Source organism: Streptomyces sp. T028, from assembly GCF_048159505.1.
In the GTDB taxonomy this organism is placed as follows: Bacteria; Actinomycetota; Actinomycetes; order Streptomycetales; family Streptomycetaceae; genus Streptomyces.
In genome coordinates, this window is sequence record NZ_JBLRVZ010000014.1 from 32,274 (window position 1) to 49,750 (window position 17,477).

Annotated in this window: 15 protein-coding genes and 1 pseudogene; 13 read left to right on the top strand and 3 right to left on the bottom strand. The window is 70.2% G+C overall.

Annotated features, from left to right (window positions below):
• Positions 1-117 precede the first annotated feature (117 nt).
• Positions 118-288, top strand: a complete 171-nt coding sequence (locus tag ACLZN2_RS15460) for a hypothetical protein (protein WP_416979027.1) — start codon at positions 118-120, stop codon at positions 286-288.
• A 410-nt stretch (positions 289-698) separates the two neighbouring features.
• On the opposite strand, the gene ACLZN2_RS15465 is transcribed toward ACLZN2_RS15460, so the two are convergent.
• Positions 699-1,478, bottom strand: coding sequence for a GntR family transcriptional regulator (locus ACLZN2_RS15465; protein WP_416979028.1), 780 nt, complete (start codon positions 1,476-1,478; stop codon positions 699-701).
• Between the two features lie 167 nt (positions 1,479-1,645).
• Here ACLZN2_RS15465 and ACLZN2_RS15470 point away from each other — a divergent pair, with 167 nt between their 5' ends.
• The 4 genes from ACLZN2_RS15470 (at position 1,646) to ACLZN2_RS15485 (ending at position 5,146) form a co-directional block, all read left to right on the top strand.
• Positions 1,646-1,996, top strand: coding sequence for a hypothetical protein (locus tag ACLZN2_RS15470; RefSeq protein WP_416979029.1), 351 nt, complete (start codon positions 1,646-1,648; stop codon positions 1,994-1,996).
• On the top strand, positions 1,996-3,297 hold the full coding sequence (locus ACLZN2_RS15475) for an FtsK/SpoIIIE domain-containing protein (protein ID WP_416979095.1): 1,302 nt from the start codon (positions 1,996-1,998) through the stop codon (positions 3,295-3,297). Before ACLZN2_RS15470 ends, ACLZN2_RS15475 begins: the two co-directional genes overlap by 1 nt.
• Positions 3,294-3,491, top strand: coding sequence for a hypothetical protein (locus ACLZN2_RS15480; protein ID WP_340377378.1), 198 nt, complete (start codon positions 3,294-3,296; stop codon positions 3,489-3,491). Before ACLZN2_RS15475 ends, ACLZN2_RS15480 begins: the two co-directional genes overlap by 4 nt.
• Positions 3,492-3,790: 299 nt before the next feature.
• Complete coding sequence (locus ACLZN2_RS15485) at positions 3,791-5,146, top strand: replication initiator (RefSeq protein WP_416979096.1); 1,356 nt, start codon at positions 3,791-3,793, stop codon at positions 5,144-5,146.
• Positions 5,147-5,369: 223 nt separating this feature from the next.
• Here the strand turns inward: ACLZN2_RS15485 and ACLZN2_RS15490 are convergent, their stop codons facing one another.
• Positions 5,370-6,989, bottom strand: coding sequence for a recombinase family protein (locus ACLZN2_RS15490; protein ID WP_416979030.1), 1,620 nt, complete (start codon positions 6,987-6,989; stop codon positions 5,370-5,372).
• Positions 6,990-7,315: 326 nt separating this feature from the next.
• Between ACLZN2_RS15490 and ACLZN2_RS15495 the strand changes: the two genes are divergently transcribed.
• Both ACLZN2_RS15495 and ACLZN2_RS15500 read left to right on the top strand, forming a co-directional pair.
• Complete coding sequence (locus tag ACLZN2_RS15495) at positions 7,316-7,945, top strand: DUF6368 family protein (RefSeq protein ID WP_416979031.1); 630 nt, start codon at positions 7,316-7,318, stop codon at positions 7,943-7,945.
• Positions 7,946-7,994: 49 nt separating this feature from the next.
• Positions 7,995-8,447: a hypothetical protein gene (locus ACLZN2_RS15500; protein WP_416979032.1), complete on the top strand. Its 453-nt coding sequence runs from the start codon at positions 7,995-7,997 to the stop codon at positions 8,445-8,447.
• A gap of 167 nt (positions 8,448-8,614) precedes the next feature.
• On the opposite strand, the gene ACLZN2_RS15505 is transcribed toward ACLZN2_RS15500, so the two are convergent.
• The gene (locus tag ACLZN2_RS15505) at positions 8,615-9,151 is read right to left on the bottom strand and encodes a hypothetical protein (protein ID WP_416979033.1); all 537 of its coding nucleotides are present in this window, start codon (positions 9,149-9,151) and stop codon (positions 8,615-8,617) included.
• Between the two features lie 280 nt (positions 9,152-9,431).
• Between ACLZN2_RS15505 and ACLZN2_RS15510 the strand changes: the two genes are divergently transcribed.
• From ACLZN2_RS15510 to ACLZN2_RS15535, 6 genes and pseudogenes are all read left to right on the top strand, one after another.
• Complete coding sequence (locus ACLZN2_RS15510; RefSeq protein WP_416979034.1) at positions 9,432-9,842, top strand: hypothetical protein; 411 nt, start codon at positions 9,432-9,434, stop codon at positions 9,840-9,842.
• A 232-nt stretch (positions 9,843-10,074) separates the two neighbouring features.
• Complete coding sequence (locus ACLZN2_RS15515) at positions 10,075-10,428, top strand: hypothetical protein (protein ID WP_416979035.1); 354 nt, start codon at positions 10,075-10,077, stop codon at positions 10,426-10,428.
• Positions 10,429-10,434: 6 nt separating this feature from the next.
• Complete coding sequence (locus ACLZN2_RS15520; RefSeq protein ID WP_416979036.1) at positions 10,435-10,791, top strand: carboxymuconolactone decarboxylase; 357 nt, start codon at positions 10,435-10,437, stop codon at positions 10,789-10,791.
• 85 nt (positions 10,792-10,876) lie between these two features.
• Complete coding sequence (locus tag ACLZN2_RS15525; protein ID WP_416979097.1) at positions 10,877-12,043, top strand: hypothetical protein; 1,167 nt, start codon at positions 10,877-10,879, stop codon at positions 12,041-12,043.
• Between the two features lie 48 nt (positions 12,044-12,091).
• Positions 12,092-12,888, top strand: a pseudogene (locus ACLZN2_RS15530) (TIGR03936 family radical SAM-associated protein); the annotation flags it as partial.
• Positions 12,889-13,167: 279 nt separating this feature from the next.
• Entirely contained in the window at positions 13,168-17,451 is a 4,284-nt protein-coding gene (locus ACLZN2_RS15535; protein ID WP_416979098.1) for an Rne/Rng family ribonuclease, read from the top strand.
• Positions 17,452-17,477: the final 26 nt, after the last annotated feature.

Below are 17,477 nucleotides of genomic sequence, written 5' to 3' on the forward strand. Positions count from 1 at the left end.
ACTGGTGATCACGGGCCGGACGACGGGCCTGACGTGACAGGTGCGGATCACGGCCTTTGGGTGCGTGGCGTGGACTACATGGCGGGCTGGCGTGTGGCGAGGGCGGCTGCTGATCAGGTGAACCTTGCGCTTCTCACGGCGGAGTTCGAGCCGTCGCAGTTGCGCGCGGTGGCTTCGACGGACGACGAGGGACGCGGGATGGTCCGTCTGGTGGGCGTGCCCGGTGCGGCCGTGCGGCTCGCGGGGCTCCTGGCGGGGCTCGTGGACGGTGACGGCGGTGCGCCGTGAAGGGTGTTTCCGCTGGGGATCGGTGCGCGTGGGCACGTCGTCGGACGGAGAGATTTTGGGCGGTAGCTGCCATGGGGCGAGTGAACAGGGGGCCTTACGCTGCTCAGGCGAATCGGGCAGGTGGTGCACCTGCCCGCGGTTGTGCCCGATTGGCCCCCTGTTCTTCGAGGCTCGCCCCATGGGAGCTGCCTAAAATCTCTCCGGCCGGCGACCCCCGGCCCCGTGGACTCCGGCCCCGGGCGGCCGGTCCTCGCCTCGACTCCTCGGGCGTGCTGTCGTGTGGGGCGTCCGGCGCTCGGCCGGGACCGGCGGTCACGCCGCACGCCCGGCCGGGGCGGCCGGGCGCCCCGGCGCGCCGCCGGCGCGCCCTTGAGGAAGTGAAGGCTGTTTCGACCGATCAGGCTCGCAGCTCAGGGGCGGGTGCGTCGCGCGGGCTGCTTGTCGGCGGTGATCCGGTAGGTGAGTTCGGCCCGGTCGGCACCGATGCGGAGTTCTTCGAGAATCAGAGGCCGGTCGTCGGAGTCGTGGGTGACACGGGACAGGTGCAGGATCGGCGTCGCGTCGGGGAGCTGGAGCGCGGTGCGCTCGTCGGGCAGGGGCATCCGGGCGCGTACGGTCTCCGACCACGTGAGCTTGTGGCCGGCCTCGGTGAGCTGCCGGTAGAACGCTGCCGGGCGCTTGCACGGCTCCTCGGCCAGCATCGGAACCGCTTCGGCGACGGCGAACGGGATCAGCGTGCGGTGCATGGCGCGGGTGCCCGTGCTCGGGTCGAACAGCAAGCGGTCACAGCCGTACAGGGCCTCTTCCTCGCCGAGTTCGAGGAGTCGGCCGGTGGCCTTGGTGGTGTGCGTCCGGTAGGCGCTGGCCTCTTCGGTCTCCTGCCAGACATCGCCGTTGGGCATGACGAACCGGCCGTCGGCGGTGCGGCTGATCCGGCGCTCGATCGTCAACGACGGCTGTCCGTCGGAGCGCACGAAACTGCCCTTGCCGTGGCGGACGTCAATCAGCCCTTCCGCTCGCAGGGCCGCGATGGCGTTGCGGACGGTCGGACGGGACACGGCGTAGCGGGCCATGAGCTGGGCTTCGGACGGCAACAGGGAGTCGGGTGCGAACTCGCCCGACAGGATCGCTTCGCGGATGGCGGCGGCCACCTGCTGGTAGAGGGCTCCGGGGCGCTGGATCTCCGACATCTGGGCATCTCCGACGGGTCGGGGTCATAGGCACGTCGCACGTGCGGCGTCACTCGTCAGCATAAGTAGTTGCGCATTCGCCGTACAGCACTCCACACTCTTTACTCGTAAGGACAAGTGACGTCAGTAGAAGTCTGGCGTCGTGACTGGCCAGGGAGGCCGAAGAAATGCAGTCCATTCCCGTGGACACGGCGCGGCTGGGCGTACTGCGGTGCGCCATCGCTCCGGAAGTGAAGATCAGCAACTCCGAGACACAGGAGGTGAAGAAGGACCGGGACGGCAACCCCGTCTACACCGTCGCGGTGACCGTGCGGCAGGACGGGCGGCGGATCTCCGTCATCGAGATCGCCGTCAGCGGTGAGCCGACCGGGATCGAGGAAGGACAGATCGTCAAGGTCACCGGGCTGGTGGCGTTCATGTGGTCGATGGGTGACCGGCACGGCGTCAGCTTCCGCGCCGATGCGATCACGCCCGTGCATGGTGCTCCGGCGGCGGCGCGCAAGGGTGGTGAGGCGTGATGGAGCCGTACATCATCGCCCTCGCCCTGGCCGTGCTCGCCTGGATGCTCGTCGCTGGTGACCTGGTGCGCCGGCACCGGCCGCTCTGGCACTGGTACCTCGTCGGCTACCCGGTCACCGCGTGGCGGGTGGTGTCCACCTGGCGGCGCGTCGCCGTGCTCAACGACCTGGCGGTGTCCCGGCTCCCGGCGCGCACGCTCGTCGGTCACCTGCTGGTGAAGGGTGACCCGGTGCGGCCGGTGGCTCCGCGCTGCTCCTTCCCCCACCTCACCCCGATGGGATTGTCCGTGCTGGTGCGGCTGCACGCGGGCCAGACCCCGGCGACCTACCTGAAAGCGGCGGACGCGTTCGTCCACGCCTGGAAGGTGCACGCGGTGCGGGTCACCTCCCCGGAACGCGGCCTCGTGCTGCTGACCGCCATGGCAAGCGATCCGCTGGAGCGGCCGGGCTTAGCTACCGCTCCGGCCGAACTCCTCTCCGCGCTCATCGGCGCGCTGGAGACCGGCGGGGCGTGGGTGATGAACCTGCGCCTGGTCCCGCACTGGCTGATCACCGGGGCTACTCGCTCGGGTAAGTCGACGCTGCTGGCCCGGCTCATCTCGCAACTCGCCACACAGCGCGTCGCCCTGGTGGGCATCGACTGCAAGGGCGGCATGGAACTCGGCCTGTTCACCGCACGCCTGACCGCACTGGCCACCTGCCGCCGTGAGGCCGTGGCCGTGCTGTCCGCGCTGGTGGTCGACATGCAGGACCGGATGAGCGCGTGCCGGTCGGCCGGGGTCCGCTCGATCTGGGAGCTCCCGGACAAGCTCCGCCCCGTGCCGGTCGTGGTCCTGGTCGACGAAATCGCAGAGCTGTACCTGTCCGACGGCACCCGCGAGAGCAGGGCGGAAGCCGAACAGTGCTCCACACTCCTACTGCGCCTTGCCCAGCTCGGGGCCGCCCTCGGCATTCACCTGGTCGTGGCCGGCCAACGGGTCGGATCCGACCTCGGGCCTGGTGTCACCGCGCTGCGCGCCCAGCTCGGCGGCCGGATCTGCCACCGGGTCAACGACCCCGGCACGGCAGAGATGACCCTCGGCGACCTCAACAAGGACGCCGTGGCCGTCGCCCAAGCCATCACACCGGAAGAGCGCGGGGTGGCCGTCTGTACCGGCCCGGACGGCGGCTGGAGCCGCGCCCGCTCCCACCTGACCCCCACGGATGAGGCCGTGGCCACGGCCCGCAAGTACGGCGCGATGACCCCGGAACTGCCCCTCGTCACCCGCGCCCTGGCGGCGCTGGAAGGAGAGTCGAAGTGATCAGCGAAGGTACGGCGTTCACGTTCGCGGTGATCTTCGGGATCATCACCGTCCTCCTCGTCCGCTCCCGCGACGTGCGCGCCTGGGAAGCGGTCTGCGTCGGCCTCTTCGGCGTCTACCTCGGCCAGACCCCGGTGATCTTCACCATCCACGGACTCGTGACCTGGTTCATCAGCGGCTTCTCCCACACCTGAGCAGAAAGGACACCCGACCATGCCCATGCCTCGCGTGAGGTGCCCCCACTGCAAGGGCGACGGCGCCCGCCGCACCTGGACCGGACGCATCCGGCGCTGCCGCATCTGCCGCGGCACCGGCACCATCCGCTGACCCCGTCTCCACACCCCGACCAACGCAAGGGAGTGATCCCCATGTCCCACGGCGCACCACCCACTACCGTCCCGGCCGCTTCGGCGGCCCGCCCTGGAAGGTCACCACCATCACCCCGGAGTACACCCCGGCTGACTGGCGCGCCGCCCTCGACCGCGCGGCGCGCCTGCGTCAGCTCCCCGAAACCGACCGCGACGCCATACGCCTCGCCCAAGACCCGAAGTTCGTGCGCTGGCTGGAGCAGATCACCGCAACCGGCGGATGCGCCCACCCCATCCACCTCTCCGGCTCCACCACCACCCTGGACGGAGCGACTGGCGAGATCCTCCGCCACTACGACACCCGCAACGAACCCGGCGAACGTCTCCTCGTCCGCTGCCGCAACCGCCGTGCAACCATCTGCCCGGCCTGCTCCCGGCTCCACGCCGGAGACACCTTCCACCTCGTCCGCGCTGGCCTCCTCGGAGGCAAGAACGTTCCCCCGGCCGTCCGTTACCGGCCTCGACTGTTCGTCACGCTCACTGCCCCCTCTTTCGGAACGGTCCACCGTGCCGGGGAACAGTGCCGACCCCGCCGAGATCGCCGCACCTGCGAGCACGCGCGCCCCCTCGACTGCGGCACCCTCCACGCCCCAGATGCCTCGATCATCGGCCAACCGCTCTGCCCCGACTGCTACGACTACACAGGGCACGTCCTGTGGCACGCGCACGCCTCCAAGCTGTGGGACCGCTTCGTCATCGACGTCCGGCGGCGCCTGGCCTCCTCCGTCGGCCTCGTACAGTCCCGCTTCGCCGAACACGCCCGGCTCTCCTTCGCCCGCGTCGCCGAGTACCAGAAGCGCGCGGCCGTCCACGTCCATGCCGTCGTCCGCCTCGACGGACCGAACGGATCCGACGACGAACCCCCGGCCTGGGGCACTGTGCAGCTCCTCATCGATGCCGTATGCAAGTCCGCCCGGCGCGTCCTGGTCCACTCGTCCTACAGCCCGGCCGTGGGTGAGAGGGCCTTGTGCTGGGGTGAGCAGATCGACGCTCGGCCACTGCGCACCGACGGTGACGGCCCCGATGACGACGCCGTGGCCGCGTACGTGGCCAAGTACGTGACCAAGGGAGCGGGCGAAACCGGCGCTGGCCTCGACCATCCCCCGACCACACGGGCTGATATCGAGTCGGCGTCCGTCAGCACCCACGTCCGCACCCTCATGCGCGCCTGCTGGCGCCTCGGAGGCCTCCCCGAGTACGAACCCCTCCGCCTCCGCCCCTGGACCCACACCCTCGGCTACCGCGGCCACATCCTCACCAAATCCCGCGCCTACTCCACCACCTACGCAGCACTGCGCGCCGAACGCGCCCACCACATGGGCCACATGGACACCCCTGACGCGATCACCGAACACAACTGGCGCTACGTCGGCTCCGGCCACACCCCAGGCGCGGCCCTCATCGCGGCCGGAGTCGCCGAAGACCTCGCGGAGTCCAGACGGCTTGCCGTGGAAGTGCAACGAGAGGGGGAACTGCTCTGACGGCGGCTCTTCCCAAGCGCGCTACGCAGCACGTCAGCCCCCTGCCAATGCCAAGGGGCGGTGACAGCGAAACTCTCACAGTCATTGAAAGCGAAATCGTCATCGTGACCGACGACGGGACGGAAGAACCGTTTGATCCGGCGTTGTGGTTCTCCTGACAGAAGCAGCCGCCTTCCCATACCTGCTGGGAAGGCGGCTTCAGTCGTTCGCTGCCTGTCTCGGGTCAGAAGGCTTCCGCGAAGTCGTCTTCCTTGAGTATCAGACGGTCCCGTACGTCCTTGGGGATCAAGAGCTTCATGTGGATGTGCGGAGCGCGTACCCCCTTCACCTTGGTTCGCGTGATCCTGCACTTCACGCCCACCCGGAGAAGATCGGCGCCCATGGCCTCCATGCCGCCTTCCTCCCACCGTTCCCGGAACGACTTGCCGTTGTGCACGGCCACCCACCGGTCCTGCGTCGACTCTGGGTCGATGGCCTCCAACTGCTTGATCAGGTCGTCCATGGTCTTCTCGGCCTGCTCCCGTGTGAAGCGCGTCTTCGTGAAGCGCCCCTCAGGTTCGAGACCGGTCATGTAGTAGCTGATGGACTCTTCAAGACGCTTCTGCTCCTTGCGGGCTTCGGCGCCCTGGCGGTACTCCCGCACCATGACGGGGTCGTCGCCGAGAACCTTCAGGACGTCTTCGACGAACTTGCTGTAGATGTGGTGGGGGTTCGGTGCGCCGTGGCCCCCGCTCTTGCACATGCCGCATCGCAGGTACTCGTAGTGCCGGCCCTTGTGCGTGGTCTTCTGAACGGTCATGTTGCTGCCGCAGTCGTCGCAGAGCAGCACCCCCAGGAACCGTGTCGCTCCGCCGGGGGCGCGGGTGGGCTGGTTCTTCCCTCGCCGGTCCAGGGCCGCTTGCAGGGTCTCGAACTCCTCTTCCGTGAAGATCGGGTCCGCGACACGGATGGGCTTCCCGTCGTTGCCCAGCACGATTTTCGAGCGGCGTACGCCTCCGACCTTGTTCTCCTCCACGCGGTACCCCATCAGCCCGGGGTTCCTGAGCCGGCGGAGCATCGTCGACGTTGTCAGGCCCGGTCCGCAGATTCCGGCACGGATGAGCACCCTGGACATGCGTCGCGCGGATGCAGGCTTCGGCCGCAGGGCGGCGCGGCGACACCAGTGCAGTGCTCTGTATGCCTCTTCATTGATGGCGAGGACGACTCTGCCGTCCTCGTTCTCCGTCGTCTCGTAGCCGTACGTCGGCTTGCCCACGACCCAATCCGTCTGGGTCCTGGCGTAGTCCCACAGGCTCGTGATGCGCGTGCTGGTGTTGGCCGCCTCGATCTCGGCGATACCGCCGATGATCGTGACCATGATCTTTCCGGCCGTCGTGGTCAGATCGATCGAGTCGTGCTTTGACAGGAGGTTCTTCCCGTACTTCAGGCACCACTCGATCATGGTGCTGAGGTCCGTGAGGCGTCGTACGAAACGGTCCAGCTTCCAGAACAGAATCTCGTCGAACTCCGGCGCGCGGTTGTTGAGCCAGTCGCCCAGCTCCTTGCGCTTCCAGGGCGGGACCTTCGTCGCCGACACGTTCAGGTCGCTGGCGACACCGACGACTCGGCGGCCTCGCTCCAGGGCCAGCTTCCGCAGATCGAGTTCCTGGCGGATGGGGGAGGTCGTCTCGTCGGTGAGGACCGACAGGCGGATGGAGAGCAACGCCCTGGGGGCGTCGTCCGGCAACAGGGCTTCGGCCTTCTTCAGGTCCTCCAGGACCGCCAAGTCTGCTGCGGTCCACTCGGTGTCGACGTCGTACGCCTGTAAGTGAGTTGGGGTGCGCTTCCTGGATCGGGTAGCCATGGCGGCACGGTACTGGATTTAGAGCCGTTGGTGTATGCCCTGCCATGGACACCTCAATTCAGATCGGCCCGACCGGCAAGAAGTTGCTGCCGCTGACGGTGAAGTAGTCGGCTCCGGTCGGCTGGAGCGGGGGCGGGGTGAGTGAGGCGCTGCGGCGGATCACTGAGGCTGTGGCGGAGGCCACGGATGAGGTGGCCGCGGCGCTTGGCTCTCTCGGGGTTCTGAAGGCGCGACGGGTAGGTCGGCGGCGTCAGGGCTCGGGCCGGCTGGACTCGGTGTGGGAATAATTTGAGCGGTCGCGGAGCCGATCAAACTAGGCTCCCAGCATGTCTGGTCCGACGTTGGTGATCGAGTTGGCGGAGCCGCTCTCCCCGGCTGCGCTGCGGGAGTTCCGCGCGTTGATGGTGGGGCTCTCCTCCCACTTCGACGAGAAGCGGCCTGGGTTCTTCGACGTCAACGTGCCCGCAGAGCGACTGGGCGTCGAGGACAGGCGAGAGAAGGACTGGCGAAAGCCGTTCCCGCTTCCACTCCTCGGTAACACCATCGCGGACGAGGAGCTCACGGCCCTGGTGGGATTCAATCCGCAGCGCGAGGACTGGCGTCGGCCCTTCCTGGTCTACTTGATGGGGCCGGGTGTCGGCGACGAGAGCACCTTCGAGGCTGAGCACGCGGACGAGCCCGAGGTGGAGGCCATCCTCGGCTTCAGACCGACCCATGCCGTCAATGTCAGCGCTTGCTGCAATCGCGAGATCGACCACGTGACCACGGCCCTGCTGACCGCCGCTGTCATGGACGTCATCGGAGGCGTGGCCAACGCCGAACTGCTGGACGGACAGGCGTCGGTCGTCGCTGCCCTTCCGGGGGTGTTGGGGATCGCGGACGACTGCATGGCGCTGGGAACGGCGGAGTTCCTGCGGGCCTGGGCTGGGCACCCCGCCTTCCGGCTGGTCAAGTAGCTCGGACAGATCCGCAGCGGAGGTGGTGCTGTGACCTGGAACGTTCGCCATGTTGCCTGATCATGCGGCGAGCGGGTCGGCCGCCCCGGCGGATGCCTTTCTGAGCGTGGTGTGGGCGACGACGTCGCCGGAATCGGGACGGTTCTCCGCAGGCGAGAGACGTTCGGATGTGAGGGATCTGGTGGACCGCTTCAGCGAACTGCGTTCCCGTGGTCAGGGGTACGTCGAGGTCCGGTTGCCGGACAGGGAGCTTCCTCGGCTGACCCTCGGCTTCCGAGGTGATCACGCGGTGATCCATCTGATCGATGACGCTGAGGGGATGTCACTCCTCGTGGGAGATGGCACTGTCCCCGTGGATGCCTTGGTTGACGTTCCGATCATGGATGACCCAGCAGAGTTCACGGGTGACTTTGTCCTGAGTGTCGACCACGCATGGGCTGTAGTGCGCAGCTTCATCCAGACGGGGGCGCCCCGTGATCTGGGCGTGTGGTTTGCGTTGTAGCCCCAGTACGACACATGGCCGCAACTGAGCAACAGTGGCAAGAAGCTGCTGCCGCTGAGGGTGAAGAACTCCGCTCCGACCACTGCGGCGGAGGTGGAGTGGATGTGAGTGCAGGAAGCCCCTCGGACGTGAACTCCGAGGAGCTTCTTGACGGTGGGACGCTGTCCTCAGGGCTGATGGACGGCATGCTCCCTCAGAAAGGCCCCTGCATGGGCTGCGGCCTCTTCCTTCGTCGCGTACCAGGTGTCACCTTCGGCCGCCCCGTGCGTTCCGTCGGCGCCCTTGCCTGTCCACCTCCAGTCGCCGGACGAAGGGTCCTGCATCAACTCGGCCCTCCCGCCGCACAGTTCGAGTGGAGCGCTTGCTGTGGCTGTGGTGGTTGTCGCGCGGCTGATGGCGTCAGGCCATTTCTTGCGGGCGCCTTGCCGGGTGATACCCCAGACGGCTCCCATCTGCTCGTAGCTCGCACCGTAGGAACCAGCGGTTCCTGCTGCGATCGCCGTCAACCGCTTGACCTCGGTGTCCACGACCTTCCAGGTGGCGAGTGCGGACAGCGCGACTTCGACCGGGTCGGCCTCCCACCTGCGGTCTCCGGGTAGCCCGGAGGCTCGGGAGCGCATGGCCGATGCGAGTGGGTTGAGAGCGTCGTAGAGGGCCTTGTCGAGCTCTACCTGTTCTTCGGGGGTGATCTCATGCAAGGTCATGTGACAACTTTAGTTACCCGAAGTCGATGATGTGAACATAAGTTTCCGGTCGCGGATGCGAGTCATTCGCCGGCCGGCCTCCTTGGTGGCTGTCGCCTGAGTGGCTGCTCACCGTTCGCAAGCCTCTGGCCGGCTTCCTAACGTGGCGGTATCCGCTACGAGGGAGGTCGGCATGCCGGAAAGTGAGCCGCCTGGGCAGTGGACGTCTCCCCCAGGGCGACCGCGGAGGCGACCGAGGGGTCGTGGCTGCCTCTGGGGGTGCGTCGGCGCGCTGGCCACGGTGGCCGTCATCGTCGTGGTCGTGCTGGTGACCGCCCAGAGCGACGGTGATGAGACCACCGCGGCTGCGCCCAGCGGCACCACCACTGAGAAGTCGCCGCAGGAGAAGACGCGAGAGGCCCTGGGCGAACGAGCGGACCTCATCAGCTTTCAGCTGGACGACCGGTCACAGGCCGGTATCACCGACGTCTGGGTCGTTTGGACAATCAAGAACAGCAGCAGCGAGAGGTCCGACTATTCGTGGGACTGGGAGGCGGTCGACGCCACTGGCACCCGGCTGGAGAACGGAACGCAACTGGAGACCGATGTGCGACCGGGTCAGACTGCCCGGGGTGAGTACCCCACAACGCTCAACAGCGTAAAGGGGATCAAACTCAACATCACAAGCTTCAACCGTACTGCCGACTTCTGAGCCGGTTGGCGGCTGGTCCGGATCGGCCTTGACAGGGGTGAAGCAGTCGGCTGGGAGCCGGGGTGGGCTGATCGGGCGCGTCCGCGGCGTGCTGGCGTGGCTTTTCTGGCGCTGCGGTTACGACGGGCGCGGGCCCGGGCGGACCACCCGTAGAGGGTGAGGCCCGCCTCGCCGGTCGGGTCGATCCTGCTGTGGGGATCGGGGGCCACGGTGGCGAAGGGACGAGCGGGCGATGGGCGACGAGAGGGCCGAGCGGATCGCGGAGTTCGTCCGTCCGCTGCGGGTCGAGCCCGGCAGCGAGCCCGGCAGCAAGGTGCGGCTCGAGCTGCTGCAGTGTGGCGTCGAACTGCTCGCCGACCATCAGCGGCGGCTGGCGGCGGAGGTCCTGGCGGTGCGGGTGCACCCGGAGAACCTCGAACGCCAGAAGCTGTCCGGCGCGGTCCGTGGCCCCGACGTGTGGGGATGCTCGTGGAGTTCAGCTCGACCTGGAGCGGGAGCTGGGCAAGACCCTGGCCAGGCGCAGCGCCTGACACCGACCCCGTACAACACGGGAAACGCAGGAAACGCAGGAAACGTAGAAAGGTGATTCGACATGGCAACTGCATCCGAGGCCCCCGTTCTCGACACGCTCGCCGCCATGACCATCGACTCCGTCGAGCGCTGTCACATGGACGACCGGACGCTCATCCTCACCCGCATCGCCGCACTCGTGGCCGTCGATGCGCCGGCCGTCTCCTACCTCGCGCACATCGACCCGGCGATCAAGGCCGAACTGACCGTCGAGGAACTGCAGGACGTCCTCGTCGCCATCGCACCCGTCGTGGGCAGCGCACGCGTCATGTCGGCGGCGGGTCACATCGCGCGGGCCTTCGGCGTCGCCATCGCGATGGCCGAGGCCGAGGCGGAAGCCATCGCCAACGCCGAGGCGCAGAGCCGCGGCAAGTCCTGAACCACCGCCCACGCCGGGCACGCACTTGTCATCCGTCCGGCTGATCCGGTGCATCCAGCGGGCGGGCTGCGGCGTCTACACCGGTATGGACCTGCAGAAACCGCCCGCCGAGCCGGAGCAGCCGAAGCAGTCGGAACAGCCGGACGGATGTCTCGTCGTCGCGATCCGGCTGCCCGTGCGGATCGTGGTGCTCGTGCTGGTCGTGCCCGTCCGGATGGTCTGGGACGCGCTGGTCGTCACCGGCCGCTTCCTGCGGGACACCCTGCTCAGGCCGCTGGGCCGCGCCCTGTTGTGGCTGGGGCGGATGCTGTTCGTGTGGCCGCTGGTGGGACTGTGGCGGTACGTCCTCGTCCCGGCCGGCCGCGCACTGGCCTGGCTCGGGCGGGTGCTCCTGGTGGTCCCCGTCGTCGCCCTGTACCGGTACGTCCTCACCCCGGTCGGGCACGCCGTCCGCTGGCTGGGGCGGGGCGTCGCCGCGGGACTGGAGTGGCTGTACGCGCGCGTGCTGACGCCCGCCGGGCACGCGGTGCTGTGGCTGGTGCGGTACGGGGTCGTCGTACCCGTGCTGTGGTTCGTGCGGTACGCGGTCGTCGTCCCCGTGCTGTGGCTGGTCCGGTACCTGGTCGTCGTACCCGGCCTCTGGGTGTACGAGTGGATCCTCGCGCCTGTTGGACGGGCCGCCGCCTGGTGCGCGCTGGGGTTGTGGCGGCTGCTCGGGCTGCTGGTCACGGGGCTCGGGGTGGCCGCGTACTGGATCGCCCGGGTGCTGCTGGTGCTGCCCGCGCTCGCGCTGTGGCGCTGGGTGCTCGCCCCGCTGTGGCGCTTCCTCGGCGTCCTCGCGCGCGAGGTCGGGGACGCGCTCGGGCACGCCTGGCGGATCGCGGGGCACATCTCGCGCGCCGTCGGGCGGTTCCTCGCCGCCGTCTTCCGATGGATCTTCGTCGAGCCGGTGCGATGGGTGTACCGGACCGTCCTCACCCCGGTCGGGCACGTCGTACGCGATGTCGTCCTGAAGCCTGCCGCGCAGGCCGCGCGCGCCGTGGGCCGGGCGACCCGGCAGGCCCTCGCCTCCGCACGCGAGACCGTACGGCAGGCACGGGCCGACGTACGGCGGATGCTGCTCGGGGAACCCCGGGAGCGGGCCGGACGGCCCCGGGAGAGGGAAGAGGTGCGCGGACGGGAACCGAGGCCGCTCGGCACACGTACTCTTGATAGCAGTACGACCGCTCTCACGAACCTCACGAAGGACTGAACGACACTGGGCAAGCGACAGCCCGAAGGCCCGCCGCCCGCACCCGCGGTGCAGCGCATCCGACTGCGCTACACCAAGCGCGGCCGCCTCCGGTTCACCAGCCACCGTGACTTCCAGCGCGCCTTCGAGCGTGCGTTGCGCCGTGCCGAGGTGCCGATGGCGTACTCGGCGGGGTTCACGCCGCACCCGAAGGTGTCGTACGCCAATGCCGCACCCACCGGCACGGGCAGTGAGGCGGAGTACCTGGAGATCGCCCTCACCGCGGCGCGCGAACCGGAGACGCTGCGCGCGCTGCTCGACGAGTCGCTGCCCACCGGACTCGACGTCGTCGACGCGGTCGAGGCCCGCACCTCGGGCCTGGCCGACCGGCTCACGGCCTCCGTGTGGGAACTGCGGCTCGACGGAGTGGACCCGGCCGACGCCGAAAGCGCCGTCCAGGTCTTCAACGTCGCCGAGTCCGTCGAGGTCCAGCGCATGACCAAGAACGGCATGCGCACCTTCGACGCCCGCCCGGCGGTCGTACACCTCGAAACACAACCCGACACGCAGCTCGAAACGCAGCTCGAAACACTGAGTGAAACGGCTGATAGGCCGACCGACCGGCCCTGTGCGATACTGCGGCTGGTTGTTCGGCACGTGACGCCTGCCGTACGACCCGACGACGTCCTGTCCGGTCTCCGCGCCGTGGCCGACCTGGCGCCGCCGGTCCCCGCAGCGGTGACCAGGCTGGCGCAGGGGCTGCTCGATGAAGAGACCGGCGTGGTGACCGACCCGCTCGCGCCCGACCGCGAGGCAGTCGAGGCCCTCACAACGGCCTAGCGACTGCCGCCGCGAAGGCGTCGGCGCATGGAAGGTCCCGCATCGGGACGGGCGTCGTAGCGCCGCCCTCGTACTCGGGAGCCACCTGGGTCGGGCAGCGCACCCACCAGAAGACTTTCGCCAGGCCGTCGCAACAGGGCTACGGAACCGGCGAGACAGGACACAGAGAGCTCCCGTGCGGCGGCCGCGCCCCGGACGGCGGCACCGCGCACAGCGCGAGCCGCGGACGTCAACGGCGACCGATCCCTCGTGATCGGCGCCGGGCCCGGTGCGGCGCCCGGGAGCCTGACGGGAGACACACCCGCATGCTCGAGCCAACCGAACCCACCCAGGGTTCCGAAGAACAGAACAACACCCCCAGCGACACCCTGCCGCCGCGTCGGCGGCGCCGTGCCGCTTCCCGCCCGGCCGGCCCGCCGAGCGGTGCCGCCGAGGCCGGGGCCGAGATCACCGCGCCGGCCATACCGGCCGTGGAGACCGCCGAGCAACTGGCGGACGAGGTCGTCGAGACCGAAGAGGTCGCCGTGACCGAGGAGACCGAGGAGATCGGGGCTGTGGCGGAGAAGGCCGAGGAGGCCACGCCCGCGCCGCGTACCCGTCGTCGGGCCACTCGTCGGGCGTCGGCGCCCGCCGGTGCCCCGGTTTCGGCTGAGGCCGAGGCGGCTGAGGCTGCTGCTGAGACGGTGGTGCCGGTGGCTGCTGCCGCCGAGGTGGAGGTCGAGGCTGTCGTGCCGGTGGCCGAGGAGGCCGCGCCCGCGCCGCGTACCCGTCGTCGGGCCACCCGTCGGGCGTCGGCGCCTGCCGGTGCCCCGGCTGAGGCTGAGGCCGAGGCGGCTGAGGCTGAGGCTGCGACTGCGACCGAGGCTGCGGCTGAGGTTGCTGTTCCCGCCGAGGTCGAGGCCGAGGAGGCCGCTCCCGCGCCCCGTACCCGTCGCCGGGCCACCCGTCGGGCGTCCGCGCCCGCCGGTGCTCCGGCCGAGACCGCGGTGAGCGTGGAGACGGAGCCGTCCGTGGCCGAGACGCCCGCCGAGGCCCCGGCCGCCGCCGCCGAGGTCGAGGCCGAGGAGGCCGCTCCCGCGCCGCGTACCCGTCGTCGCGCCACCCGCCGGGTGACCGCGCCCGCCGGTGCCGCTGCCGAGGGCGAGACCGAGACGGCCGTGACGGCTGTGACCGCCGAGACCGAGCCCGCCGCTGCCGAGGTGAAGGTCCCCGAGCCCGCCGCCCAGGCTCCGGCCTCCACCGCCCGGACCGCCGCCGCCCAGGCCCCGGCCGTCGAGGCCACCACCCGAACCCCGGCTGTCGCCGAGGCCCCCTCCGACGAGGAGGCCGGTACGCGGCGGGCCCGTCGGCGGGTCGTGCGCCGGGCCGCCGGTGGGTTCTCCGAGCCCGCGCCCGCGCAGAACGGCGAGGGCGACGCGCCGCGCCGGCCCGCGCGGCCCGCGGTCGCCGTGTTCCAGGCGCCCGTGTTCGCCGAGCCGCAGTTCCAGACGCCGCAGCGCGCCGCCGCCGAGGCTGCCGCCGCGTCCGCCGAGGAGCCGGTGGAGGCCGAGGAGACCGAGCAGACGGAGAACCTTCCCGCCGAGAACCTTCCCGCCGAGAACCTTCCCGCCGCGGAGCTTCCCGCCGAGGAGCAGACCGGCTCGCGCCGTCGCCGGCGTCGCCGGGGTGCCGCCTTCGCGGAGGAGACCGAGGCCGCCGAGCGGACCGAGGCCGCGCCCGTCGCCGAGGACGAGACCGAGCCGGAGGAGGCCGACGAGGCCGCCGAGGACGGTGTCGAGGGCGACGAGGAGGGCGAGGAGACCGGTTCGCGCCGTCGCCGCCGCCGCGGTGGACGTCGTCGCCGCCGGGGCGAGGCCGCCGACGGTGAGGCCGAGGGCGTCGACGCCGAGTCCGACGAACTCGCCGCCGAGCAGGCTGAGCAGGACGCCGAGGACACCGCCGAGCAGGAGGAAGAGGACGCCGAGGACGAGGCCGGCGGCTCCACCGCGGGCAGCCGTCGCCGGCGCCGCCGTCGTCGTCGTGCCGGGGACACCGGCGTCGACACCGAGCCGGGCGACGGGGACCCCGAGCGGACCGTCGTCAAGGTCCGTGAGCCCCGCAAGCCCTCCGAGCCGTCCGACGAGGTGCAGTCCATCAAGGGCTCCACGCGTCTGGAGGCCAAGAAGCAGCGCCGCCGCGAAGGCCGTGAGCAGGGCCGCCGCCGCGTCCCGATCATCACCGAGGCCGAGTTCCTGGCCCGCCGCGAGGCCGTCGAGCGTGTGATGGTCGTCCGCCAGAGCGGCGAGCGCACGCAGATCGGCGTCCTGGAGGACGGCGTGCTCGTCGAGCACTACGTCAACAAGGAGCAGTCGACCTCGTACGTCGGCAACGTCTACCTGGGCAAGGTCCAGAACGTGCTGCCGTCGATGGAGGCCGCGTTCATCGACATCGGCAAGGGCCGCAACGCCGTCCTGTACGCCGGTGAGGTCAACTTCGAGGCGCTGGGCATGGCCAATGGGCCGCGCCGCATCGAGAGCGCGCTGAAGTCCGGGCAGTCCGTCCTCGTGCAGGTCACCAAGGACCCGATCGGGCACAAGGGCGCCAGGCTCACCAGCCAGGTCTCCCTGCCGGGGCGCTACCTCGTGTACGTCCCCGAGGGCTCGATGACCGGTATCAGCCGCAAGCTGCCCGACACCGAGCGGGCCCGGCTGAAGACGATCCTGAAGAAGATCGTCCCCGAGGACGCGGGCGTCATCGTGCGCACCGCCGCCGAGGGCGCGAGCGAGGACGAGCTGCGCCGTGACGTCGAGCGGCTCCAGTCGCAGTGGGAGGACATCCAGAAGAAGTCCAAGAACGGCAACGCGCCGACGCTGCTGTACGGCGAGCCGGACATGACCGTCCGGGTCGTCCGCGACATCTTCAACGAGGACTTCTCCAAGGTCGTCGTCAGCGGCGACGACGCCTGGTCGACCATCCACGGGTACGTCTCGCACGTCGCGCCCGACCTCGCCGAGCGGCTGTCGAGGTGGACCTCCGAGGTCGACGTCTTCGCCACCTACCGGATCGACGAGCAGCTCGCCAAGGCGCTGGACCGCAAGGTCTGGCTGCCCAGCGGCGGTTCGCTGGTGATCGACCGGACCGAGGCGATGGTCGTCGTCGACGTCAACACCGGCAAGTTCACCGGCCAGGGCGGCAACCTGGAGGAGACGGTCACCAGGAACAACCTGGAGGCGGCCGAGGAGATCGTGCGTCAGCTCAGGCTGCGCGACCTCGGCGGCATCATCGTGATCGACTTCATCGACATGGTGCTGGAGTCCAACCGGGACCTGGTGCTGCGCCGCCTGCTGGAGTGCCTGGGCCGCGACCGTACGAAGCACCAGGTCGCCGAGGTGACCTCGCTGGGCCTGGTGCAGATGACCCGCAAGCGGGTGGGCCAGGGTCTGCTGGAGTCCTTCTCCGAGACCTGCGTCCACTGCAACGGGCGTGGAGTCATCGTCCACATGGAGCAGCCCACTTCCGTCGGTGGCGGCGGCAAGCGCAAGAAGCGCGGCCGGGGCGGCGACGCCCACGAGTACGAGGCCGTGGCCGTCGAGACGGCCGAGCCGCTGGTGAGCGTCGAGGAGGAGGCCGAGAGCGAGGCCGAGGTCGCCGCCGAGGTGGCCGAGCCGGTCGCGCTGTCCGCCGCCGACTTCGCGCCCGACGAGGAGCTGTACAGCAGCGTCGCCGAGGCGGAGGCCGCGGCCGGACGTGGTCGCAGCCGTCGTAGGGCGAGCCGCCGGGCGTCCGCTCCGGCCGGTGCGCCGAAGGGCGCCGGGCGCAGGGCGGGCCGCGGCGAGGTGCTCGTCGCGGAGGAGCCCGCCGAGGAATTCGCCGAAGCGTCCGTCGAGGCGCTCGCGGAGGTGCCCACGGCGCAGGCCGTGACCGTCGAGACGGAGGCCGAGCCGGTCGCGGTGGAGGCCGAGCCGGTCGCGGTGGAGGCCCCGGTCGTCGAGGCCCCCGCCGCCGAGGCGCCCGCTGTCGACGAGGCCGCGCCCAAGGGCCGTACCCGTCGTCGCGCCACCCGCAAGGTGTCCGCGCCGGCCGGTTCGCCCGCCGGTGCCGAGGCCGCCGTGGTGACGGTCGTCGAGGCCGCCGCCGTGGAGGCCCCGGCCGCTCCGGCGGAGCCCGCCGAGGCCGAGCCGGCCGCCGAGCCGGTCGCCGAGAGCGCGGCCCCGGCCCGCCCGCGGCGCCGCGCCGTGCGCAAGGCCACCGCGCCGACCGCGTCCCAGGAGACGGCCGTCGTGGTCGTCCCGTCGGCCGCGGCGGAGGCTGAGGCGGAGTCCATCGAGGCCGAGTCCGTCGAGACTGAGCCCGTCGAGGCGGAGGTCACCGAAGCCGCGCCCGTCGCCGACGAGGAGGAGGCCGCTCCCGCCAAGAAGACGGCCGCCCGCAAGACGGCGAAGAAGGCCACGGCGAAGAAGGCCGCCACCAAGAAGACGGCGACGGCCAAGAAGACGGCCGCGAAGAAGACCGCCGCCAAGAAGACGACGGCCAAGAAGGCCGCCAAGGCGACGGCCGCCAAGGCGACGGCCGCGAAGAAGACGGCGGCAGCGCAGGCGACCGAGGGCTGACCCCCTCACCTGCGGTGCGACGAAAG